This window comes from Phragmitibacter flavus, assembly GCF_005780165.1.
Taxonomy (GTDB): Bacteria; Verrucomicrobiota; Verrucomicrobiia; order Verrucomicrobiales; family Verrucomicrobiaceae; genus Phragmitibacter; species Phragmitibacter flavus.
This window is the reverse complement of record NZ_VAUV01000013.1, coordinates 21,180-44,748: the sequence shown is the minus strand read 5'-3', so window position 1 is coordinate 44,748 and position 23,569 is coordinate 21,180. Positions and strand designations below refer to the sequence as shown.

The 23,569-nt window shown below is 55.4% G+C and carries 20 protein-coding genes; 12 read left to right on the top strand and 8 right to left on the bottom strand.

Annotated features, from left to right (window positions below; all coding sequences use genetic code 11):
* A complete protein-coding gene (locus tag FEM03_RS17320) occupies positions 1-240 on the bottom strand; it encodes a type II toxin-antitoxin system Phd/YefM family antitoxin (RefSeq protein WP_206171055.1) in 240 nt (79 codons plus the stop codon).
* Between the two features lie 147 nt (positions 241-387).
* On the opposite strand from FEM03_RS17320, the gene FEM03_RS17315 reads away from it, so the two are divergent.
* The gene (locus tag FEM03_RS17315; RefSeq protein WP_166442941.1) at positions 388-4,083 is read left to right on the top strand and encodes an SIR2 family protein; all 3,696 of its coding nucleotides are present in this window, start codon (positions 388-390) and stop codon (positions 4,081-4,083) included.
* A gap of 248 nt (positions 4,084-4,331) precedes the next feature.
* Here FEM03_RS17315 and FEM03_RS17310 read toward each other — a convergent pair whose 3' ends face one another.
* From FEM03_RS17310 to FEM03_RS24810, 3 genes are all read right to left on the bottom strand, one after another.
* Positions 4,332-4,841: a hypothetical protein gene (locus FEM03_RS17310; RefSeq protein ID WP_138087551.1), complete on the bottom strand. Its 510-nt coding sequence runs from the start codon at positions 4,839-4,841 to the stop codon at positions 4,332-4,334.
* Positions 4,842-4,909: 68 nt separating this feature from the next.
* Complete coding sequence (locus tag FEM03_RS17305) at positions 4,910-7,138, bottom strand: NADP-dependent isocitrate dehydrogenase (protein ID WP_138087550.1); 2,229 nt, start codon at positions 7,136-7,138, stop codon at positions 4,910-4,912.
* A 125-nt stretch (positions 7,139-7,263) separates the two neighbouring features.
* Positions 7,264-8,067, bottom strand: a complete 804-nt coding sequence (locus FEM03_RS24810) for a glycine-rich domain-containing protein (RefSeq protein ID WP_206171053.1) — start codon at positions 8,065-8,067, stop codon at positions 7,264-7,266.
* A gap of 237 nt (positions 8,068-8,304) precedes the next feature.
* On the opposite strand from FEM03_RS24810, the gene FEM03_RS17295 reads away from it, so the two are divergent.
* From FEM03_RS17295 to uraD, 9 genes are all read left to right on the top strand, one after another.
* Positions 8,305-8,991, top strand: a complete 687-nt coding sequence (locus tag FEM03_RS17295; RefSeq protein ID WP_206171052.1) for an MlaE family ABC transporter permease — start codon at positions 8,305-8,307, stop codon at positions 8,989-8,991.
* Positions 8,992-9,005: 14 nt separating this feature from the next.
* Entirely contained in the window at positions 9,006-9,812 is an 807-nt protein-coding gene (locus FEM03_RS17290; RefSeq protein WP_138087548.1) for an ABC transporter ATP-binding protein, read from the top strand.
* Positions 9,813-9,845: 33 nt separating this feature from the next.
* On the top strand, positions 9,846-10,346 hold the full coding sequence (mlaD, locus tag FEM03_RS17285) for an outer membrane lipid asymmetry maintenance protein MlaD (RefSeq protein ID WP_138087547.1): 501 nt from the start codon (positions 9,846-9,848) through the stop codon (positions 10,344-10,346).
* Between the two features lie 21 nt (positions 10,347-10,367).
* Positions 10,368-10,952: an MlaC/ttg2D family ABC transporter substrate-binding protein gene (locus FEM03_RS17280; protein ID WP_138087546.1), complete on the top strand. Its 585-nt coding sequence runs from the start codon at positions 10,368-10,370 to the stop codon at positions 10,950-10,952.
* The gene (locus tag FEM03_RS17275) at positions 10,949-11,779 is read left to right on the top strand and encodes an MlaA family lipoprotein (RefSeq protein ID WP_138087545.1); all 831 of its coding nucleotides are present in this window, start codon (positions 10,949-10,951) and stop codon (positions 11,777-11,779) included. The genes FEM03_RS17280 and FEM03_RS17275 overlap by 4 nt, the downstream gene beginning before the upstream one ends.
* 142 nt (positions 11,780-11,921) lie before the next feature.
* Positions 11,922-12,563 (top strand): TIGR00645 family protein, encoded by a 642-nt coding sequence (locus FEM03_RS17270; protein ID WP_138087544.1) that lies wholly within the window; start codon positions 11,922-11,924, stop codon positions 12,561-12,563.
* A gap of 59 nt (positions 12,564-12,622) precedes the next feature.
* Entirely contained in the window at positions 12,623-14,992 is a 2,370-nt protein-coding gene (locus FEM03_RS17265; RefSeq protein WP_138087543.1) for a glycoside hydrolase family 15 protein, read from the top strand.
* 178 nt (positions 14,993-15,170) lie between these two features.
* Complete coding sequence (locus tag FEM03_RS17260) at positions 15,171-16,295, top strand: Gfo/Idh/MocA family protein (RefSeq protein WP_138087542.1); 1,125 nt, start codon at positions 15,171-15,173, stop codon at positions 16,293-16,295.
* Between the two features lie 189 nt (positions 16,296-16,484).
* Positions 16,485-17,036: a 2-oxo-4-hydroxy-4-carboxy-5-ureidoimidazoline decarboxylase gene (gene uraD, locus FEM03_RS17255; RefSeq protein WP_138087541.1), complete on the top strand. Its 552-nt coding sequence runs from the start codon at positions 16,485-16,487 to the stop codon at positions 17,034-17,036.
* Positions 17,037-17,184: 148 nt separating this feature from the next.
* Here uraD and lspA read toward each other — a convergent pair whose 3' ends face one another.
* The 4 genes from lspA to FEM03_RS17240 form a co-directional block, all read right to left on the bottom strand.
* Positions 17,185-17,673: a signal peptidase II gene (gene lspA, locus FEM03_RS17250; protein ID WP_138087540.1), complete on the bottom strand. Its 489-nt coding sequence runs from the start codon at positions 17,671-17,673 to the stop codon at positions 17,185-17,187.
* Between the two features lie 42 nt (positions 17,674-17,715).
* Positions 17,716-20,505, bottom strand: coding sequence for an isoleucine--tRNA ligase (gene ileS, locus FEM03_RS17245; protein WP_138087539.1), 2,790 nt, complete (start codon positions 20,503-20,505; stop codon positions 17,716-17,718).
* A gap of 99 nt (positions 20,506-20,604) precedes the next feature.
* Positions 20,605-20,766: a hypothetical protein gene (locus FEM03_RS24510; RefSeq protein ID WP_166442939.1), complete on the bottom strand. Its 162-nt coding sequence runs from the start codon at positions 20,764-20,766 to the stop codon at positions 20,605-20,607.
* Positions 20,767-20,880: 114 nt separating this feature from the next.
* A complete protein-coding gene (locus FEM03_RS17240) occupies positions 20,881-21,096 on the bottom strand; it encodes a ferritin family protein (protein ID WP_138087538.1) in 216 nt (71 codons plus the stop codon).
* A gap of 189 nt (positions 21,097-21,285) precedes the next feature.
* Between FEM03_RS17240 and FEM03_RS17235 the strand changes: the two genes are divergently transcribed.
* Complete coding sequence (locus tag FEM03_RS17235; protein WP_138087537.1) at positions 21,286-21,519, top strand: hypothetical protein; 234 nt, start codon at positions 21,286-21,288, stop codon at positions 21,517-21,519.
* A gap of 328 nt (positions 21,520-21,847) precedes the next feature.
* Positions 21,848-23,521, top strand: a complete 1,674-nt coding sequence (gene rpsA / locus FEM03_RS17230) for a 30S ribosomal protein S1 (RefSeq protein ID WP_138087536.1) — start codon at positions 21,848-21,850, stop codon at positions 23,519-23,521.
* Positions 23,522-23,569 lie beyond the last annotated feature (48 nt).

Below are 23,569 nucleotides of genomic sequence, written 5' to 3'. Positions count from 1 at the left end.
TCAGTCGAGGTGGATGGTGCGGCCTGTATCCTTGTCGCGGGTAAGGTTCCATCCCTTGGCCGGGCAATCGCGAAGAATGCTGGAGAGTTTTTCTTTTTTGGTCTGACGGTTGTATTCGTCTGCTGCGATGACAACCACGGTGGGTCGACCATGACGGGTGATCGTTTGCGGGCCTTCGCTCAAGGCGAGGTCGACCAGTTCACTGAGTTGGTTTTTCGCCTTTTGGAGTTGCCAGACCATGATGACAATCTAGCTAGTCTGGCTAGATTGTCAAGAATTGGTTTCGAAGTCATGGGGACGGTGTTCGGGTTTGTTTCGAGGGTTGAGTTGTGGACTTCGTTCTGCAGGTCTGCAAAAATGTGTAGAAAGCCGAGTCTCGTAGTGTCGATGATCAATTTGGATCGGGTGGTCGAGATGCAAATATATTCAGAACCTGTCATGGGGGTGATGGGAAATGTATTTGAATGTGGATTTATACGACGCTTGGGTAATGCTGATGGGCATTCAATGAATCGACGCACCTCATGCACCTATGGCGGCATACAGTTTCCTGGCGGACTACTGGATGCGCAGAATGCTGGCAAATTGGTAGTTTTTGCAGGTGCTGGAGTTTCCAAGCCATGGCCAAGTTGCCTGCCGGATTTTCGAGGATTGGTAAAAAAGATTGGAGGCGGGCATTTTAAACAGAAAAGTCGTGAACCTTTTGATCAATATTTGGGCAGGCTAAAAGAGTCGGGAGTCGACGTGCATGCAAGGGCCGGAGAATTCCTTGGCGGGACCGCACCCCACCGGCAGCTTCATGAGGACCTATTGAGGATCTTTGTTGATTCTGAATCAGTTCGGCTGGTCACTACGAATTTCGATGGGCATTTTTCAACGGCAGCAAGAAATGTCTTTAAAGGCATTGCGCCGGAAGAATTCTACGCGCCGGCGCTGCCGCTTGGAAACGACTTTGGAGGCATTGCTTATCTTCATGGTAAGCTGACTCGTCCTCAGCAAGGGCTAGTTTTGACGGACATGGATTTCGGCAAAGCCTATGTCACCGATGGATGGGCACGTCGGTTTCTCATCTCGCTGTTTCAAAACTATACCGTGCTCTTTGTGGGCTACAGTCACGAGGACCCGATCATGCATCATCTTGCCAGGGGCATGGCCAAGATCAGCAATGATAAAAATGACGATGAAAATGGGTTCGTGCCTGAGCGATACGCCATAGTCACGGATGATCTGGGAAGCCGCGAGCGATGGAAATATCTAGGGATACAACCAATTTTATATACTGTTGATCCCAAGGAGAAAGGCAAAGGTCGAAAATTCAACCCGCATCATTCGCTCGATACGTCAATCCACCTTTGGGCATCACACTATCGTCGCTCAAACTCCGAGCGCGTCCTGCGTTTAAGAGAGTTTGCCAGAGATCCACTTTCTGTAGCTGATCCAGACAACGCCACAGAAGTCCTTGAGGTATTTGGAGAACCTTTTCTAGCTGAGCAATTTCTGAAGGGGGCCGAATCTGTGGAGTGGATGGACTGGCTCAATGGACAGGGGACATTAAAGCCGCTGTTTGAATTGGATGGTGAATCGGACAGAGCGGCGCATCCGACTCTGATTGAATTGGCAAAATGGTATGCAGGACAGTTCAAGCGGAATCATCAAGAGGCGCTGAGTGTATGCCAAAGGCACGGTGGAAAGCTTCATAGCAAACTGGTCTGGCAGTTGTTTGTAAGCATAGCCTACGGCCCGCCCGAAAAAGTGCCGGATGAAGTTTTTGATAAAGGTGGCTGGCTGCTGTTGCAGCAAGCTGATGGTGTTCTTACTACTGAGAATTGGGGCCAAATGTTGGATCGGTGTCAAATTCCACAGCATCGAGTGCTAGCGCTGGAGATATTTCGGAGGCTTACACGACCGAGGCTTGAATTGCGTGAGGAATTCAGGTTTTCTTGGGAAGATTCGAATGCTCCAAAAGCAATTTTCAAACTGGTGCCTCCTGAATTGCATGGTGCAGGGCTTTATGACTGGACGGATAGAATCCTGAGGAATTATCTGAATCTATATGGTGATGAAATCGGTTTCATACTTACCTGCCATCTTGGCCAGGCGAGTTGTCTGAGTTCAAGAACTTATCCAGATGAAGAGGTTTACTTGGGTGATGACCTCGGGTTTGGAGCGCATCATCTCGACCATGACAATTTGCTTCTGCTGCTAGCTCGGAGACTTCTGGAAGAACTTGGTAGTCAGAGGCCTGATTCGGCCATTGCGCTTATTGAACCGTGGAGCCGTTCGGAACATTTTGTTCTGAATCGCTTGGCATTACATGGGTTGGAGCATCTGAAGTCATGGACAGCTGACCACAAAATTCGCTGGATGATGGAACGCTTTGCCAATGGGGTGCTCAGAGCGGAACATGGCATCTATTATCTATTAGATGTTTTTTGGAGCGATATGTCAGATGATGTTCGTGATCAGGCGGTTGATTGGCTGCTCCTAAGTCAAAATCTGGACGACGAGAACAGAGCTAGGAGGCTATGGCGGAACTTGCATTCACTGGATAAAATTGCGCCAACGCACTCCATATCAAATGCCAAGAAAAAAATTAAGGAGCGCTGGCCAAGGTTCGAAGAGGTTACTGATATGGAAATGATTGCGGGCCCGCGTGCGCCCAAGCCATTAGAACGAGCTTTGCAATGCACGGCAGAGGAATGGGTGAAGGTGATCATACAAGATCAAAATGCTCAGGGTGATCGACGGCATTCCAACGCGCGCACCGTTTCTGAGGTGCTCATGTTGACCGGTCAGAAAAATTTGGAGTGGCATCTTAAGTTCCTGAAAGCAGCTTTGCAGGATGATGGGTTTCCTGACAATGTATTGCACTATTGGTTCTCAAGTTGGAGAGAGTCATCCCCTGACGCGAGCCATTGGCAGAAGTTGTTTGATCTGGTTGATGAAGTGCAAATGGCTTCGTTTGAATTTTGGAAGGGCATTGCAGGACTCTTATTGAGAGGTGTGGAGCGCAAGGAGGGCGGGATGCCGGATCAGTTCCTGCAAAAAGCGGGTGATATTGCTGTGATAACTTGGCCGCAGTTGGAGAGGGATTTCTCTGGAGACTGGCATGATGAAAGAAAGCATGACTGGCTATTTCTTGTATTGAACCGTGCGCCGGGAGATATCGCCCGGTTTTGGCTCTTCTGGGTTACATATTTATCAAGTGACAGTGACGAAAATTTGGCCAATGACCAAATCATCACCATGGCAGAATCGAGATCCGATGCTGGCGCGCTGGCCCAAATTACTTTTTGCTGGCATTGCAGCACTCTTTATAATCGCGCACCCAAGCTGGTATTAGAACATATTCTACCGTTGCTAGATTGGGAGCGCGATGAGGTTACCGCCAAGCGTTGCTGGAGCGGCTTTTTGCACGACAGGTGGCATAAAGATTATATCCCAAGTGTGCTGCCACATTTTGAGAAATTGTTGAAGCGTGAAGCAGAAAAGAAAAGTGATTTTGATGACCGTGTCACCAGATGCGTGGTTCACTTAGTTTTTGATTTCATTGAAGTCCAACACAAGACCAAGTGGCTCAAAAGCATGGTCGGGATGATGAATGATGGGATGCGAATACTAACCGCCGAAACTATGTGCAATCGGCTGTTGTTTCGTCCTTCTTCGGAGGCTGATGAAGCATGGATTTCGTGGTTGGCAGAATATTTGGCGGACAGAAAAACTGGATTGCCGGTTGGGTTGATTGATGATGAGGTGACAAAAATCATGTGTCTCCCTGCCTGCATGAATAACGAGTTTCCCCATATGGCGGAGTGGGTGATGCGCGAAATTGGACCTGTCTTGAATGGACTAAGGGCTAATAGACCGATTCCAATCGTTAAAACGATTAATGAAAGACAGCTAGCGTTACGATTTCCTGATGCCACCTGTCGGTTCACCACATGGTTGCTTGAGCATTCTCAAAGGCTATCGAGAATGGCGGAGTGTGATGCGGTGCTCAAGCTGAAAGAGGATCTGAGGGAGAATGGGGTTGCCGATGAGCTTTACGCAAAGCTTGAGGATGTGTTGGTTCCATTCATTTAATTGACGAGGTCCGCTCAAAAAAGGGGGCAAGTTCACAAAGCTTTGTGCGAAGGCAGAATATTAACTATGTTTTGCTGGTAGTTCAGCGGGAGATGGAGTGCACAGCTTTGATCTGGATGCGACGGCAGAGATGCGCAGGGACGTGGCGCGAAGTTTTTCCACGATGCGGATTTTTTCGGGGAAGGGGAGGTGGGCCAGTGTTTGGCGCCGCTGGATTTTTTGGTCGAGAATTTCTCGAAATAAGGGGCTCATGGCTCAAGGAAGCGTTTTTGAAACTTAGTCCATGTGTCAACGAGGTGGTGGCGTTGAAGGATTGACTCAAAGACGGTTGCGTCTGAGGTGCCGGATTCGAGGAAGGCGTGGAGGCGGGCGAAATCTTTGGCGCGTCCTGTCTGGAGAGCGATGGCCATGAGATGCTCTGCTTTCATGACGCGAGTTGGGGTGCCTTCGAAGTCGACCGTGATGGCCTGTTCGACCGCTTCGGTTAGAAGTGGCGACTCTGCAGGAAGAAATTGCACGGGCCATCCATGAATTTGAATGGCATCACCCTCGGGTTGGTGGCCGCGGGCTTCTAAAAACTCATAGATTGGAGTGAGGGTTAAAATGAGGGGGGGGGATTCGAAAAGGACAAAGATGTCGAGATCGTAGGTGGAGATGGGTTCGAGATAGAAGGTGGCACCGATGGCTCCGCCGATGGCGCTTTGGCCGATGATCTTTGCATCGGTCAATGCTTTGATTTCGGCCAAGGTTTCTTTCATGGAATATCTATGAGGATTTCGATCCACAGGCAGGATGCCCGTGGGAGTTCACAGCCTGGAAGGCTGTGTTACAGGGTGGCGAGAATCGTATTGAAGGTTTGGCTGGGGCGGAGGGCGGTGTTGGCTTTTTGGTCGTCGGGTTGGTAGTAGCCGCCGATGTCGATGGGACTGCCCTGGACGGCGAGGAGTTCAGCGACGATTTTTTCTTCGTTGGAAGTGAGCTGCTCGGCGATGGGGGTGAAGAGGGTTTGGAGTTCGTGGTCGCTGGTTTGGGCGGCGAGGGCTTGGGCCCAGTAGAGGGCGAGGTAGAAGTGGCTGCCGCGGTTGTCGATGGTGCCGAGTTTGCGGCCGGGGCTGCGGTCGAATTCGAGGAATTTGCCGGTGGCGGCGTCGAGGGTGTCGGCGAGGACTTTGGCCCGTGGGAGGTTGAAGGTTTCGGCGATGTGTTCGAAGCTGGGGGCGAGGGCGAAGAATTCACCGAGACTGTCCCAACGAAGATAGTTTTCTTCGAGGAATTGTTGGACGTGTTTGGGGGCGGAGCCGCCGGCGCCGGTTTCGAAGAGGCCGCCACCGTTCATGAGGGGGACGATGCTGAGCATTTTGGCGCTGGTGCCGACTTCGAGAATTGGGAAGAGGTCGGTGTTGTAGTCGCGCAGGACGTTGCCGGTGACGGAGATGGTGTCTTCGCCTTTGACGATGCGTTCGAGGCTGGCGGTGCAGGCTTCGGCAGGGGGGAGGATGCGGAGGTCGAGGCCGGTGGTGTCGTGGTCTTTGAGGTAGGTTTCGACTTTGGCGATGAGCTGGGCGTCGTGAGCGCGGGTTTTGTCGAGCCAGAAGATGGCGGGAGTGCCGCTGGCGCGGGCGCGTTTGACGGCGAGTTTTACCCAGTCCTGGATGGGGGCGTCTTTGGTCTGGCAGGCGCGCCAGATGTCGCCAGCTTCGACGTCGTGGGAAAGGAGGATGTTGCCGTCGGTGTCGATGACTTCGACTTTGCCGTCTGCGGGGATTTCGAAGGTTTTGTTGTGGGAGCCGTATTCTTCGGCGGCCTGGGCCATGAGGCCGACGTTGGGGACGGAGCCCATGGTTTTGGGATCGAGGGCACCGTTGGTTTTGCAGAAGTCGATGGTGGCCTGGTAGATCCCGGCATAGGAGGAGTCGGGGATGACGGCGAGGGTGTCGCCGGTTTTGCCTTGGGCGTCCCAGACTTTGCCGCCGGCGCGGATCATGGCGGGCATGGAGGCGTCGACGATGACGTCGGAGGGGACGTGGAGATTGGTGATGCCTTTGTCGGAGTTGACCATGCTGAGCGCAGGGCCGTTGGCGTAGGCGAGCTGGATGTCGGACTCGATTTCGGCTTTTTTGTCAGAGGGGAGTTTGCTGAGTTTGGCGATGAGGTCACCGAAGCCATTGTTGAAGTCGACGCCGAGTTCGGTGAGCGTCGCTTCGTGTTTGGCGATGAGGTCTTTGAAGAAGACTTTGACGGCGTGGCCGAAGATGATGGGGTCGGAGACCTTCATCATGGTGGCTTTCATGTGCAGGGAGAAGAGGACACCTTCGGCTTTGGCGATGGCGATTTGTTCTTCGATGAAGGCGGTGAGGGCCTTTTTGCTCATGAAGGTGGCGTCGATGATTTCACCGGCTTTGAGAGGGGTGGAGGCTTTGAGGATTTTGACGCTGCCGTCTTTGCCGGTGAACTGGATTTTGACGTCGGTGGCGGTGGGGACGGTGACGGATTTTTCGTTGGAGAAGAAGTCGCCTCTGCCGTTCATGGAGCCGACGGTGGTTTTCGAGTCGGGGGACCAAAGGCCCATGGAGTGGGGGTGGGCTTTGGCGTAGTCTTTGACGGCTTTGGGGGCGCGTCGGTCGGAGTTGCCTTCGCGGAGGACGGGATTGACGGCGGAGCCCATGACTTTGGCGTAGCGGGCCTTGATGTCTTTGTCGGCGTCGGTGCTGGGGTTTTCGGGAAGATCGGGGAGCGCGTAGCCTTTCGATTGCAGTTCGGCGATGGCGGCTTTGAGTTGGGGGACTGAGGCGGAGACGTTGGGGAGTTTGATGATGTTGGCCTCGGGAGTGAGGGTCATGGCACCGAGTTCGGAGAGGTGGTCCGCGATTTTTTGGTCGTCGGTGAGGAAATCGGGGAACTGGGCGATGACGCGGCCGGCGAGGGAGATGTCGCGGGTTTCGACGTTGATGCCGGAGTGTTTGGTAAAGGCCTGGACGATGGGCAGGAAGGAGTAGGTGGCGAGGGCGGGGGCTTCGTCGGTCTTGGTGTAGATGATGGTGGGAGTGGCGGACATGGTTGAAAAGTAAAAAGTGAGAAGTGAAAAGTAAGATTTGGTAAGGGGGACTTTAGGCGGGGGGGAGGGGTGGTCAAAAGCAATTGCAGTGCCGGTGGGGGGCGGGATGAGAAAAATGTTGGGTGTCAGTCGCCGCCGCCACCGCAGCCTCCACCTCCACAGCCGCTGGACCCGCCGCCACCTGAATCAGAGCCAGAGTCGGAGCCGCAACCGTTGCCGCATCCACCTCCCGCGCCAAAGGAGCTGCAGCCGTCGCCTTTGTCGTTGCGCTTGCGTTTCTTTCTGTTTTGGCGACTGATCTTGCTGATCAGGATCAAGAAAAACATCATGGCGGGGGCCACGATGATGAAGAATCCCCAAGGGAAGAAATTTTTGTTGCTGGGTTGGATGATGCACGAGGCAAGGATGAAGGCGGTGGAGGACCAGAGGGCGGCGTGTTGGGTGAGGCGTTTGGGAATGATCCAATGGGCGCTGGAATCGATGCGCTTGAAACGGTCGGCGGGTGCGAAACGAATATTTGCGGGCGGCCAGATGTCTTGTGGAGGTGCTTGGCCAAAGAGGCGTTTGTAGCTTTGCTTGGTGCGGGCATACCAATCGTCGAATTTCGCGGCTTCGGCGTGGCCGCCCTTGGTAGGGCCGTGGTGGAGGGGTTTGCCGAGAATGTTGCGGCACAGGTCATCCCAGTAGGAGCGGGTGTAAACGAGGTGAAGGTGCCAGGCTTGGTCGACTTCATCAGAGGGCGTGACGGGATGGCCGGCGACGGTGGCGAGGTAGATGAAGCGCAGGTATTCGTGGACGACGCGTTGGGCGAAGGATTCGGACCAGTGGTTTTCGCGGGCGAGCCGTTGGGTGAAGGTGAACTCAGCTCCCGGGGTGTCGATTTGCAAGGATTGAAGTCGCAGCCAGAGGGGATCGTGTTCCACAGTCATGGAATCGGAATTTCGTGGCGAAAACGTGGGTTTCAACTGCGGTCTTTGGCGGAAGCGAAGGAATTTTTAGGCATGTCGAGGCAAAAAGTTGCATCGTGAGCGGTGCAAAGTTGCGTCCGACGGCTGGCTGGGCAATGTAACGTTATTGTGATTCGTGCGGTCGGAAGACAATCTCTTAGTTTGGTTGAGGCGTTGGGGGACTTTACCCTGTTCGTCGGAAAGGCTTTCAAGTCGATCTTGGGCTCTCGGAAGATTGGACGGCGGATCGTGAGGGCGGGGTTTGAGCAGGGGGTGAGGTGTTTGCCGGTGATTCTAATTGTCGGCGTTTTCACGGGACTGGTGCTGGGCTTGCAGGGATATTATGTGCTTAATCGTTTTGGCTCGGAGACCCTGCTGGGGGCATTGGTGTCGCTGAGTTTGGTGCGCGAGTTGGGTCCGGTGCTGGCGGCGTTGATGCTGGTGGGCCAGGCGGGTTCGGCTTTGGCGGCGGAGTTGGGGATTCAACGCAACACGGAACAGATTGCGGCGTTGGAGACCATGGGGGTGAGCAGTCACGGGTATCTGGTGGCACCTAGGTTGATTGCCGCGTTGCTGGTGTTTCCGATGCAGGTGGCGTTGTTCGTGACGGTGGGTTTGTGGGGGGGGAGTTTGTCGGGTTCGTTATTGCTGGGGCTGGAGTCGAGCGTGTATTGGTCGGCAGTGGAGCGGGCGGTGCAGATGGATGATGTGATGGAGTGTTTTATCAAGGCGGTGGTGTTTGGACTGCTGACGATGTCGCTGTGTGCGTATCATGGATTTAATGCGCATCGTTACCGGACCGCGACGGGGGCGATGGCGGTGAGTGCTTCGACCACAAGGGCGGTGGTGCAGTCGAGCATCGCGGTGCTGGCGGTGGATTATGTAATCACCTCGTTACTGGTTTAGTAAGTGAACTTAGGATGAACTTAAAGGAAGATACAGCGCTGTTGCTTCGGGTGGAAGGTCTGCACAAGGCCTTTGATGATCGCGCGGTGCTGGCGGGTGCGACTTTGAAGGTGCCGAAGGGAAGTCTGGTTTCGGTGTTGGGGCGCAGCGGGACGGGCAAGTCGGTGTTTTTGAAGTGTCTGGCGAATGTGCTGGAGCCGGATGCTGGAGAGATTTATTTTGATGGCCGATTACTGGCGGCGGGAGATCGCGTGGCTAGGACGGATTTCCGCAAGCGCAGTGGGTTCTTGTTTCAGAGCAATGCGTTGTTTGATTCGATGACGGCATTGGAGAATGTGGCGCTGCCGCTGGAACAGACGATGGATTTGTCGGCGAAGGAGGTTCGTGAGCGGAGTTTGGAGGCGTTGAGTCAGCTTGAGCTTGAGGAGTTCAAGGACCGCTTTCCGTCGGAGCTTTCGGGAGGCATGCAGAAGCGACTGGCATTGGCGAGGGCGTTGGTGACGAAGCCGGAACTGGTGTTGTTTGATGAGCCGACGGCGGGGCTGGATCCGTTGCGGCGCAATGCGGTATTTTTGATGATCGCGAAGTATCAGCGGCAATTCAATTTCTCGGCGCTGGTGGTGACGCATGATGTGCCGGAGGCGCTGGCGTGCAGCGACCGGGTGGCGATGCTGGAGGATGGGACGATGTGTTTCGAGGGGACGCCGGAGGAGTTTTCGGTTTCTCCGTTGGACGCGGTGAGGAATTTTCGTGACAGCACGGTGGCGCTTGGCGTAGCCATTGCTGGACTTGGAAAGAGAAACGACGGGATGCCTGTTTAAATTAGTTTAGATTAGAGTTTAGAGATCAACGACATGAAGCAAGCAAAGTTAGAGTATCTGGTGGGCATCTTTGTGATGCTAGGGTTGGCTGCGATTTTTTATCTGACGGTGAAGCTGGGCGCGGGTTCGTTGCTGGGCGGCGACTCGTATGAACTTGAAGCGAGGTTCACCAACGTGAGTGGATTAAATGTTGGCAGCACGGTGGTGGTGGCGGGGGTGACGGTGGGTCGGGTCGAACGGATTCACGTCGACCCAAAAGATTATAGCGCCATTGCGAAGATTCGCGTCGATTCAGGATTGAAGCTGCCGACCGATTCGATGGCTTCGATCAAAACCACGGGTTTGATTGGAGACAAATACATCCTGCTTGCTCCTGGTGCTGATGAAACGGTTCTTGAACCTGGAAACCTTATCACCATGACCGAGTCATCTGTCGATATTGAATCGTTGATCGGCAAGATGGCCTTTGGTGGGGTTGAAGAGGCTTCGGAAAAACCTGCTGCTCCTGCCCCTGCTCTCGACCCCGTTCCTTAACAACCCGACCTGAATTTATTCATGAAAAGATTGCCATTTATTCTTTCCCTTTGCTTGGCCACGCTGGTGTTGCCCATGACGGCTTCGGCCGAGACTGAGGCGGCCGTGCAGAAGCTCAAATCGGCCGTGGGCGATGTGCTGGCGGTGGCGGATGGGGCATCAAGTCCGGCGGCCCTCGCGCAGAAGCTGGGGCCGGTGTTGAACAAACACGTTAGCTTTGAGGCAATGACCCGCCGCGCGGTGGGACCAGGTTGGAGAAGTTTTTCGCCGGATCAGCAGAAAGAGGCGACCAAGCTCTTTTCGACACTGGTGATTCGCACCTACAGCGCGAAATTCACGCCGGGCGCAAAACCGGTGATTGATTATCAAACGGCAACCAATCCTGCCAAGGGGCGGGTGGATGTGCCGACCAAGATGCAGTATCAGGGCAGTCGCTACAGTGTGGACTACCGCCTTGAGCAGGGAGGTGGCTGGTTGATCACCGATGTGGTGATCGAGGGGGTCAGCATGATTGCCAACTACCGGAGTCAGCTGGATGCGCAGTTCAAAAAAGGCGGTGCGGCATCCGTGATCAGTGCCCTTAACCAATCCTTGTCCCGATCATGAAAACATTGACGCAATCCTTTACCGGTCTGGTTTTTGCAGCGGGGCTGCTGGCGACGACTTCATGTGCCACCAAACAGAACGTTTCGTCAACCGGTCAGGGTGATGAGACTTCGCCTTTGCCTTCGACGGTTGCCGGGGCTGACTCTGCAACTGCGTCTTCGATGGGGGACGGAGGCATTGTCGATGATGGCGATGACTATGCGATGGCCGAGGTGTCTGATCCTTGGGAGGGGTTCAATCGCGGAGTGTTTCGTTTTAATGACGGCGTTTACACGGTGTTGTTCAGGCCGGTTTCAAAAGGGTATCAAGTGGTGTTTCCGCAGCCAGTGCGCAAGGGGATCTCCAATGCTTTTGACAATGTTCGGTTCCCGATTCGTTTTGTGAACAGCACCTTGCAGGGCAAGTTCAAACGGGCGGGGCAGGAGACGGGGATGTTTGCCGTGAATACCGTGGCGGGCCTGGGTGGTCTGTTTAAGGTTTCAAGGCAGATTCCGGCTTTGTCCGATGTGCCACCGGAGGACACCGGGCAGACGTTTGGGACATGGGGGATGGGTCACGGCCCGTATTTCGTCATGCCGGTGTTGGGTCCTTCCAGTGTAAGGGATGGGTTTGGACTGGCCTTCGACTACGCGTTGAATCCAGTGAACTGGGGGGTGTTCTGGAGCAGTGGTGGCGACTGGAAACAGATTCCTCCGTATGCCAACACGATCCAGATGATGCCGGCCCAGTTGGACTTGTATGATGTGGCGGTGGAGAACTCGGTGGATCCGTATATTTCAGCGCGGAGTGTGTATATTCAAAACCGCAAGCATGCGGTGGAGAAGTGATTGGCGGGGTGGGTTGGCTACTAAAATAGCAGGGAAGTCGCTCTTCCAAAAATGCCAGGAACTGGGACTTGCTCTAGGGCGGGTCCCGCGCTATTGCCAGCGCCCTGTTTCGTTGTTTTTTTGATCGTTGATCTATCTCCCCATGCCTGCATCTCTCCCTGCTCAAAGTGGATTCCGTCGCACCCTCAGTAATCTCATTTTCCTAAGCCGCTGGTTACAGGCACCGCTTTATGTAGGACTGATCGTCGCCCAGGCGATTTATGTTTACCGGTTCATGATTGAGCTGTGGCATTTGATCGGTCACTCGGTGTTTGGCGACAAGCACGCATTCGAGGCGGCGACGCTGGCTTTAGGGGCACCGCAGGCATCGGCGGAGACGATTGTGATGCTGACGGTGCTGGGGCTTATTGATGTGGTGATGATCGCGAACCTGTTGATCATGGTCATCATCGGCGGTTATGAGACGTTTGTTTCGCGGTTGAATCTGCAGGGGCATCCGGATCAACCGGAGTGGCTTTCCCATGTTAACGCGGGGATTTTGAAGGTGAAACTGGCGACGGCATTGATCGGAATTTCGTCGGTGCATTTGTTGAAGAGTTTCATCAATGCGACGGAGATGTTGAAGACCGACACCGGTGGTCAGGCGTTGATGTGGCAGGTGATCATCCACGTGGTGTTTTTGCTTTCGGCGGTTGCGCTGGCGTGGATTGACCGTCTTACCTGGTCGAGTGCCACTCATGCCCCCAAAGGCAAGAGTGTGGTCGGAGAGGTAGCGGCGCATTAAAGCGGAGGTTGAGGTGGGGCTTGCCTGACTGGGGTTTGGTTGGGTAGAGTGGGGGCCTTATGAGTGATGATGCGCATTGTTTGGCTGCACCGGGGGCACCGGGGTTGGAACCGAGATGGACTTCAAGCTCGAAGGTGGGGGTGGGGACGGCTTACCACACGTCGTGCCGGGTGTGGTTCACGCTGTCGCATGGGATTGTGAATGAAATTTACTGGCCGACGATCGACACGCCGCAGGTGAGGGATTTTGGGTTTTTGATCACGGATGGGGAATCGTTTGTGCATGAGGAGAAGCGGGATTTGCTGCATGAGGTGGAGTATCCGGAAAAGGATTGTTTGTTCTACCGGCTGACGAATTCAGACAAGGATGGGCGGTATCGGTTGGTGAAGGAGGTGCTGGCGGATCCGCATCGGAGTGTGGTGCTGGTGAAAAGTCGGCTGGAGGTGTTGGATGAGGCGTTGAAGGGGAAGTTGCGGGTGTTTGCGTTGATGGCTCCGCATTTGGAGGGAAGGGGGAAGGGCAACTCGGCCTGGGTGTGTGATTTCGCGGGGAGAAGGTTGTTGAGGGCGGAGCGTGGAAGGACGTTTCTGGCGTTGGGGTGTGATCGAGATTTCGTGAAGCGGTCGGCGGGGTTTGTAGGAGTGAGTGACGGGTGGCAGGACGTGATGCAGCACAGGGGAATGGAGTGGGAGTATGGGAAGGCGGAGAATGGCAATGTGGCGCTGACGGGGGAGATTGATTTATCGGAGGGGTTGGAGTGGACGTGTGGGATTTCGTTGAGTGCTTCGGGGGTGCATGCGGCGACCTGTCTGTTGCAGTCGCTGGCGGTGCCGTTTGAAGAGAAGCGGGTGGAATATTGTCAACAGTGGCGAAGGGCGGAGGCAGATGAGAAGGATGATCTAAGTGGCCATACGGGGGATGGCGGTAGCATGGCGAGGCTGAGCCGGTGTGTGCTGCTGGCGCATGAGGACAAGGTGTTTGCGGGGGCAATCATTGCGTCGCTGTCGATTCCTTGGGGGGACGATCGGGGCGATGGGGAGATCGGCGGTTATCACCTGGTGTGGACGCGGGATTTGGTGCAGAGCGCGAGTGCGTTGCTGGCGAGTGGTCAGTTGGCGACACCTCGGCATGCATTGATCTGGTTGTCGTGCATTCAGCAGGAGGACGGTTCGTTTCCGCAGAATAGCTGGATGGATGGGAGGCCGTATTGGAAGGGAGTGCAGCTGGACGAGTCGGCGGCTCCGGCGTTGCTGGCGTGGCGGCTGTGGCGGGCGGGCGGAATGAAGGATTTTAATCCGATGACAGTGCTGACGAGGTCGGCGCGGTTTTTGATGTTGCAGGGTCCGGTGACGCATCAGGAGCGATGGGAGGAGCAGTCGGGTTATTCGCCTTCGACATTGGCGGTCGTGATTGCCGGGTTGGTGTGCACGGCGGAGTTTGCGGGGATGGCGGGGGATGAGGAGGGCGCGGAGTTTTTACTGGCGTATGCGGACTGGCTGAACGGGCATGTGGATGAGTGGTGTGCGTGTGGGGAGAAGGATGGGCGGAAGGCGCACTATTTGCGGATCACGCCGTCGAGTTCGGTGAGGCCGGATGCTCATCCCGATCCTGATTCGTTGGAGATTCAACTGGCGAACGGGGGTGGGAAACATCTGGCGCGGGAGGTGGTGGGTGGGGATTTTCTGCATCTGGTGAGGCTGGGGTTGAGGGCGGCGGACGAGCCGTTGGTGTTGAGTTCGATTGAAGTGATGGATGAGATGATTCGGCATGAGTTGCCGCAGGGACCGGGGTGGCGACGATACAATTTTGATGGGTATGGTCAGCGTGATGACGGGGAGGGATTTGATGAGGTCGGGGTGGGTCGGTGCTGGCCGATTTTAACAGGGGAACGGGGGCATTACGAGCTGGCGGCGGGGCGTGATCCGTTGCCATTTATCGAGACGATGGAGAAGATGGCGAATGAGGGCGGGATGATTTCGGAGCAGTTGTGGGATGGCGAGGATCAGCCGGGGCATGGGTTCAAAAAGGGGGAGCCGACAGGGGCGGCGATGCCGTTGTGTTGGAGTCACGCGGAGTATTTGAGCCTGGTGAGAAGTCGTAGGGATGGGGTGGTGTTTGATCGGATTCCGGCGTGTTATGAGCGGTATGTGAAGCTGCGGACGGGATATGAGATGGAGATGTGGACGATGAATCACCGCACGCGTTGGGTGGGGTATGGGAAGGGATTGAGGCTGGTATTGGGAGAGGCGGCGGTGGTGAAGGTTTGGGGGTTGGGCGCGAGTGAGGAGGAGGTTTTGGAGTTGGAGGCGAGGGGGGTGGAAACGCTGAATGTGTGGTTTGTGGATGTGGCGACGGAGGGGTTGGCGGCGGGAGCGAGGGTGAGGTTTGAAGTGGGTGGGGAGAAGGGGGAGGTGGAAGTTAAAAGATGAAGGCGAAAGGATGAGGGATAAAAAGTAGAAGGCCCGTCCCGGGCCTTGGGGTCTGGATGAAATGCTCGGGACGAGCATTCTACTTTTTGGGAATGTCCGATTTTTGATAAATTTCGTCCGTGCAGTTTGGGGACGGATTGCGTTGTATGTTGAGCAACGTTTTCCTTCTTGATTGAATATGAGCAGACAAATTAATATCGCGATTGTGGGCCTCGGATTTGGGGCGGAGTTTATTCCGATTTTTCAACGGCATCCGCAGGCAAACATGCTGGCCATCTGTCAGCGCAATCAGGCGAAGCTGGATGAGGTGGGGGATCAGTATGGAGTGGAGCGGAGATACACGAGTTATGAGGATTTACTCAATGATCCGGAGGTGGATGCGGTGCATATCAATTCGCCGATTCCAGATCATGGCTGGATGAGCATTGCAGCGCTGAAGGCGGGGAAGCATGTGGCCTGCACGGTGCCGATGGCGACCTCGGTGGAGGAGTGTTTGGAGATCATTGAACTGACCAAGTCGACGGGGTTGAAGTATATGATGATGGAGACGGTGGTTTACAGTCGGGAGTATTTGTTCATGAAGGAAATGAAGGATACGGGTGAGTTGGGCAAGGTGCAGTTTGTGCAGGCGAGTCATCAGCAGGACATGGATGGATGGCCGAATTACTGGCCGGGGTTGCCTCCAATGTTTTATGCAACGCATTGTGTGGGTCCGGTGCTGGGATTGGCGGGTGGGGATGCGGAGTATGTGTCGTGTTTTGGTTCAGGGACGATCCGTGAGGAGTTGATCGCGCATTATGGTTCGTCGTTTGCGGTGGAGACGGCGCACATCAAGGTGGCGAAGTCGGATTTGAGTGCACGGATCATCCGTTCGTTGTTTGACACGGCGCGTCAGTATCGGGAGAGCATTGACGTGTATGGTTCACAGAAGGCGGTGGAATGGCCGTTGATTGAGAACGAGCCGCTGGTGGTGCATACGGCGAAGAAGGCGGAGCATGAGATTGCAGAGAAGGTGTCGTGTCCGGATTTTGCCAATCGGTTGCCGGAGGAGATCCAGCGGTTTACGACCAAGGGCGTGTATGATGCGGAGGATCACGCGCATTTGAGTTTTGTGCAGGGCGGTGGGCATGGAGGATCGCATCCGCATCTGGCACATGAGTTTATCTCGGCGTTGATCGAGGATCGCGAGCCGTTTCCAAATGCGAAGCAGTCGGCGAACTGGACCTGCACGGGGATTCTGGCACATGAAAGTGCGCTGGCGGGTGGGGAGATTCGGAGATTGCCGGCGGAGACAATATCTTGATCACAGGAGTGGGGACATTCGTGTCCCCTTGGCGGTTGAGATGAAGCGGACAGGAATGTCCGCTCTCCTTGCTCGGGGAGAGTGCGACTTCTTTAGTGGCTGTGGTTTTGATGAGAAATTTACTTCGCCTACTCAGGTGAGGTAGGGATGGGTGATTGGCATTGCCTTTGACGGCGTGGGAGGGGTAAAATGCCATTTCAGAGCGATCAAATCAGTCAACCATGGAGGACGACTATGCATACCTCATTGAATCATCTGAACCGCTGTCCTATAGACGAATTCTCTTTTCTGCTTCGTCCGGTGTTTGACCATTCGTCCTGGGTGGCCGGGGCGGTGGCGGCGAGGCGTCCGTTTGAATCGCGGGTGGACTTGCTGGAGTCGTTGTGTGCGGTGGTGAAGAACTTGGATGAGGAACAGCAGTTGGCGCTGATTCGCGAGCATCACGATTTGAGAAGTCGCAATGGGGTGACGGCGGAGTCGAGCAGGGAGAGCGACGAGGCGGGACTGGACGAGCTGGATGAGGATGAAGCGGAGGTCTTGGGGGAGGTGAGCCAGGCTTACAAAATGCGCTTTGGGTTTCCTTTTGTGATCTGTGCCAGCAAACACGACAAGAAGGAGATTTTGGAGTCGATGAAAACGCGGCTTAACAATTCACGGGAGGCGGAGATCGGTCACGCGTTGAAGCAGATTTATCAGATTGCGCGGATCCGATTGGAGCGGGTGGTGGTGGAGGGGGAGTGAATGAAAGGATGAGGGATGAAGGATAAGGGATGAAGCGGGCGCGATGAAACTGGCGAAGGGAAACTTCGCGGTCCTTGGGGGGGGATTGCCGGGACGATGGAATGAAACAGGCAAAATGCCTGTTCCACCCACAGGCTGCAAGCCTGTGTCACTTTGCCTTTTCTGGGGGGGCTTCTTTGAAGGAAGCGATGGCGAGGAGGATGGCGGCGCTGACGACGCAGGCGTCGGCAACGTTGAAGGATGGCCACGGGTTGGCGAAGGGGATGTGGAGGTCGAAGCTGAGGAAGTCGACGACATGACCGTAGACGATGCGGTCGGTGAAGTTGCCACAGACACCGGCGGCGAGAAGGGCGATGGCGAGCCGGCTGATGGGGCCGGGGAACATGCCTTTGCGATAGAGGACCGCGATCAGCACCAGGGCTCCGAGGGCGATGGCGCCGAAGATGTAGTTGGAGTAGGCGCCGCCGTTGAAGTTGCCAAAAGCGATGCCGGTGTTGTCGATGTAGTGCAGGGTGAGGAAGTTGGGAATGACTTCTTCACCGGGTCCGCGCAAAGGATATTTGTGCGCGGCCCAGTATTTGGTGATTTGATCGATGATGTAGAGCGGAAGGCTCAGTAGGAGAAGGAGGCGAAGCATGGAAAAAGTCGGAAGTCGGAGATGGGAAGTTGGAGTGTTAAGCTAGACGGCTTCGGTGCAGCGGTCGCAGAGGTCGGGTTTGGTGCCCTGGCCGACGCTGGGGAGATGTTTCCAGCAGCGGGCGCAGCGCCGATGGGGGGACATCTGCACGAGGGCGAGGGGATCGGTGATTTCGCTGCTGCGGTTGATTTTGAGGACCGAGAGGATGAAGAATTCTTCGAGAACGGGAAGGTCGTTGAAGACGGCGTTGTTGAAGGATTTTTCGGGCAGGGTGAGTTCGACGAGGGCGTCGAGGTTGGAGCCGATGAGTTTTTCCTGACGGGCTTTCTCGATGGATTGCTGGATGATGGCGCGCACTTTAAGCAGTTCGTCAACAATGACCGTAGAGTTTTCACCGGGAAAAACTTCTTGAACTTCTGGGAATTGCTCAAGATGCACGCTTTTGGAATGTCCTAAATACTCCCACGCTTCGTCAGCGGTAAATGCCAAGATAGGAGCGAGCAAAAGACAAAGTGTCTCAGTTACTTTATACATTGCTGTTTGTGTCGCTCGCCGACGAATGCTGTCTGAGGCATCGCAGTAAAGACGGTCTTTTGTAATATCGATATAGAGTGAGCTTAAGTCGACAGTGCAAAACTGATTTAGAACGGTGAATACTTTGCGGAAATCGTAGCTTTTGCTTACGTCTACAACTCCATCAACCCTGTATTCAAAAGCGTCTCGGCATTCCCTTTTCACATTCTCTAGGCGCTCCAATATCCAACGATCAAGCAAGGTAAACTGCTCTGTTTTAACAGTGTTCTTCGCGGGGTCGAATCCGTGGAGGTTGCCGAGGAGGACGCGCAGGGTGTTGCGGATGCGGCGGTAGGATTCGGAGGCTTGCTGAAAAAGTTCTTCGGAAAAGGGGACTTCGTTGAGGTAGTCGACGGAGCTGACCCAAAGACGGACGAGGTCGGCGCCGTATTTGTTGTAATAATGGTCGGCGGTCATGGGCTTGGCGTTTTTGTCGCTGCCCTGATCGGATTTGGAGACTTTTTTGCCGGAGGTGTCGACCACAAAGCCGTGGGTGATGACGGATTTGTAAGGGGCGCGGCCACGGGTGGCGATGCCGACCATCAAGGAGCTTTGGAACCAGCCGCGATGCTGGTCGGTGGCTTCGATGTAGAGGTCGGCAGGGGCGTGGAGTCGCTCGTTGCGTTCGAGCACGGCGATGCTGGAGCAGCCGGAATCGATCCAAACGTCGAGGGTGTCCTGACCGCGACGGGCGTTGTCGGGGAGGTCGAGAAGTTGAGCCCACTCGGCGTCGGATTTGGAGAACCAGGCGTTGGTGCCGAGTTTTTCGATGATGTCGGCTGTCTTGCAGATGATGTCCTTGTCGAGGATGGCCATGCCGTTCGAGTGGTAGAACACAGGAAGCGGCACACCCCAGGTGCGCTGGCGGCTGATGCACCAATCGGGACGCGATTCGACGGTGCCGTGGATGCGGTTGCGACCCCAGGCGGGAAGCCATGTGACGTTGTCGATTTCGGCGAGAGCTTGTTGGCGGATGGCGTCGATCTTGATGAAGAACTGCGGAACGGCGCGGAAGATGATCGGCGTTTTGGAGCGCCAGCAGTGGGGATACTGATGTTTGTAGTCGTGACGGGCGAGCAGGGCGCCTTTTTCCTGGAGCAGGGCGATGATCGGCTCGTTGGCTTTGAAGACGTGGACGCCCACGAGATCGGGAAGGCCGACTTCATCGGTGTAGAGACCTTTGTCGTCGACAGGCGAGAGGATTTCGAGGCCGTTGGCGAGTCCGGCCTGATAGTCATCCGCGCCGTGGCCGGGGGCGATGTGGACCTGGCCGGTGCCGGTTTCGGCGGTGACGAACAGGGCATTGATCACCTTGGAGGTGCGAGGCAGGAAAGGGTGTTGGGCTTCGTAACCGGCGAGGTCCTTGCCTTTGAACTCGGCGAGGGTGGCGCTGAGGGTGAGTCCGTTTTTGGCCTGGAATTCGTCGACGAGAGATTTGGCAACGATGAGTTTTTGGGTGGAACCTTCAGCATTGGTGAAGGAGCCGACGAGATAATCGAAGTCGGGGTGGAGCGCGATACCGAGGTTGGCGGGAAGGGTCCAGGGCGTGGTGGTCCAGATGACGAGGGAGGCATCGGTGGCAAATTCAGGGGTGTTCACCAGGTCGAATTTTACATAGACGGCGGGGGAGGTTTTGTCTTTGTATTCGACTTCGGCCTCGGCCAGAGCAGTGCCGGCGCCGTAGCTCCAGATGACGGGGCGTTTGGCGCGGTAGACGAGGTCCTGTTCAACGAATTTGGCGAAGGTGCGGATGATGTCGGCTTCGTAGCAGGGGTCGAGCGTGAGGTAGGGATGGTCCCAGTCGCCAAAAACGCCGAGGCGTTTGAAGCTGGCGCGTTGGATGTCGATGTATTTGCGGGCGTATTCTTCGGATTTTTGGCGGATCTCGACGGGGCTGAGTCCGTTGCTTTCTTTCACCACGCGGAATTCGATGGGGAGGCCGTGGCAGTCCCAGCCGGGCACGAACGGCACGTGATGGCCGAGCATGGTTTTCGATTTGGCGACGAGATCCTTGAGGATTTTGTTGAGCGCGGTGCCCATGTGGACGTCGCCGTTGGCAAAAGGGGGTCCGTCGTGGAGAATGAAGGTGGGTTTGCCAGTGGATTGCTTTTGGATTTGCTGATAAAGGCCGTCTTTTTCCCATTTGGCGAGTCGCTCAGGTTCGCGCTCGGTGAGGGAGGCGCGCATGGGGAAGTCGGTCACCGGGAGGTGAAGCGTGTCTTTATAGGCGTTGGCGGCTGGCTTTTCTTTGGCGCTCATGATGAAGAAAAAAAGGAGCGCGAAGGCTAGCACTGCATGCTGTGCTTGGCAATGGATTGCCGATGTTTGCCGTCGGTGGGTGTGGAATCGGGATCCAGATCAAGGGGTGGCAGCAGGGGCGGGGGCCGGTGACTGGCGGGCGCGTTGCTCGAGAGATTGAGTGGCGCGGGTGGAGGCGAATTTGATGAGGACGATGACAAGGATGAGCAGGGCAAACATGATCAGCTTGGAGCTGGGCATGGTGGCTTCACGTGGACGCATGATCGGATTGAGTAGATGAATGGGATGGATGGGCGACAAAAAATAAGGGATCAAGCCGCTTTTTGGGCGGTGATCCCTGGAGATTGACTCTGGCACTTGGGCCAGTCGGTCGAGCTAGCCCTTTTTGATATTGCCTTCGTATTTGGCGGGATCGGCTTCGAATTTCTTTTTGCAGTTGTTGCAGCAGAGGGCGACTTCTTCACCTTTATGGGTCACGGTGATGTCGGTGCGGGCAGGGCGGGAGCCGACCGGGCAGGTTTTGTTGACCGGAGCGGCAGAGGCGACGCTGGCGAGGGATGCAAAGGCGAGGGCAAGGAGAAGTTTTTTCATATCAGATCAGCGGGATGATTGGATTTAGATAGGTGAGCTGCCATCAAGATGAGATGGCAGCGTGGATGATGTCATAAAATTAACGTGTGTGGCGAGCAAAATATTTGCCAAAAAAGCGAGCGGTGGAGTTTTTGGCCGATTGCCGGTGAAAATGGAGGCCGGGAGATTGGGGGTGAACGAATCTTGGGCATGATTGCGATCAAAAACTTTGCAAGGTCGGAGGAGGCGCATTTGTTCGCCGCCTGGATGTTGAATCAAGGAGTCGACGCCATGGTGGTGGATGAAAGTGCGTTGGGGGGCAACTTGTTGGGCGGAACGACCCCGGGCAGTGTGCGGGTGGAGGTGCCGGTGACGCAGGAGCAGGAGGCGCAGCGGTTGGTGGTGGAGTATGAGACGTTGAGCGAGGTGCGGGGGGCTGTTTAAAAGGCGGAAGGATGAGGGATGAAGGCAGGCGCGGGTCACTGAAACAACGGACAGGATGTCCGTTGCACCCACAGGCTGCAAGCCTATGCTACCGCTCCGCGCGGAAGCTCCCGACCGGGCAGGCAAAATGCCTACCTCACCCACAGGCTGCAAGCCTGTGTCACTCACTTCTTTCCACATTTCCCTTGCTTGTGACGCGATCCCACGCATCTTTCTTGCCCGCGTTTCCGGCCTCTAATAAACGTTCGCTGCGGGGTTCAGGCCGGACGGACACTGTTGCGTGACCCGCTGCAGTTGTCAGAAACCCAACAAACCAATACACATACGCATGAGCGCATCGCTCTCGGAACTGATCGCAGGATCATTTCGCATTTATCACGAAGGATCCATCGTCAAAGGCCGGATCCTTGAAATCAAGCCCCAAGTTGTCCTGGTGGACATCGGTTACAAATCCGAAGGGGCCATCCCACACTCCGAGTTCGAAGACGAGGACATTCAGGTGGGCGACGAAATCGAAGTGCTCCTTGAGCGTCTCGAAAACGACGAAGGCATGGTCGTCCTCTCGAAAGAGAAAGCCGCCCACAAGCAGAACTGGGACAAAATTTATCGCGTCTTCCTCGACGGCGGTCTCGTCAAAGGCAAGGTCAAGAGCGTCGTCAAAGGCGGACTTATGGTCAACGTCGGTGTCGAAGCTTTCCTTCCTGGTTCGCAGATCGACATCATCCCACCGAAAGACCTCAACGAATACGTTGGCAAGGTTTACGAATTCAAGATCGTCAAGGTCAACGATGAGCGCAAAAACATCGTCCTTTCCCGTCGTGAAGTCATCGAAGCAGAGCGCGCTGAACAGCGTCAGTCCTTCCTCGGCAGCGTCGCTCCTGGCGACATGGTCGAAGGTGTCGTCAAAAACATCACCGACTTCGGTGTGTTCGTCGACCTCAATGGCATGGACGGCTTGCTTCACATCACCGACATGACTTGGGGCCGCTTGAACCATCCTTCCGAGATGGTTTCGATTGGTCAAAAGCTCAACGTGCAGATTCTCGAGGTCAACCGCGAGAAAGAGCGCGTCAGCCTCGGTCTCAAGCAGATGCAGAACAACCCATGGGAGAGCATCGAAGCTCGTTACCCGGTTGGTCAGAAAGTCAGCGGTCTCATCACCAAGCTGGTGGCTTACGGTGCGTTCGTCGAAGTCGAAGAAGGCGTCGAAGGTCTCATCCACGTGTCCGAACTTTCCTGGACCAAACGCATTGCCCGTCCATCCGACGTGCTGCAAGTCGGCCAGAAAGTCGAAGCCCAGGTGCTTGGCATCAACAAGGAAGAGCGCAAGATCTCCCTTGGTGTCCGTCAGCTCGAAGGCAATCCTTGGGACGACATCGAAGGTCGTTTCCCTCTCGGTGCTCTCATGAAGGGCAAGGTCCGCAACCTCACCGCTTATGGTGCGTTTGTGGAACTCGAAGAAGGCATCGACGGCATGATTCACGTGTCCGACCTCAGCTGGACCCGCAAAATCAACCACCCATCCGAGATCCTCAAAAAGGGTCAGGAAGTGGAGGCCACCATCCTCGAGATCGACAAGGCGAATCAACGCATCAGCCTTGGCATCAAGCAGATGGAAACCGATCCATGGAGCGAGATCGACAACCGCTTCAAAGTCGGCGACCTTGTCAAAGGCCGCGTCGCGAAGATCGCCAGCTTTGGCGCCTTCGTGGAGCTGGAAGACGACATCGACGGTTTGGTTCACATCAGCCAGCTCAGCGAAGACCACGTGGCGAAAGTCAAAGACGTGCTCAACGTGGGCGACGAAGTGGAAGCCCGCGTCATCAAGGTGGACAAAGTCGAGCGCCGCATTGGTCTTTCGATCAAGGCCGTCAACTACGACGAAGAGTCCCTCAAGAAAGAGAGCCAGGCATTCGACAGCCTTCGCCCCACCACCGACCTCGTCGGCCTGGAGCAAGCGTTCAAGTTTGCCACCGAGGAATACCGCCCCGGTCAAGGTTAAGGCTAAGTCTTGCGACCTGTTTATTTGTTTGATCAGAGCAGCCTCGAG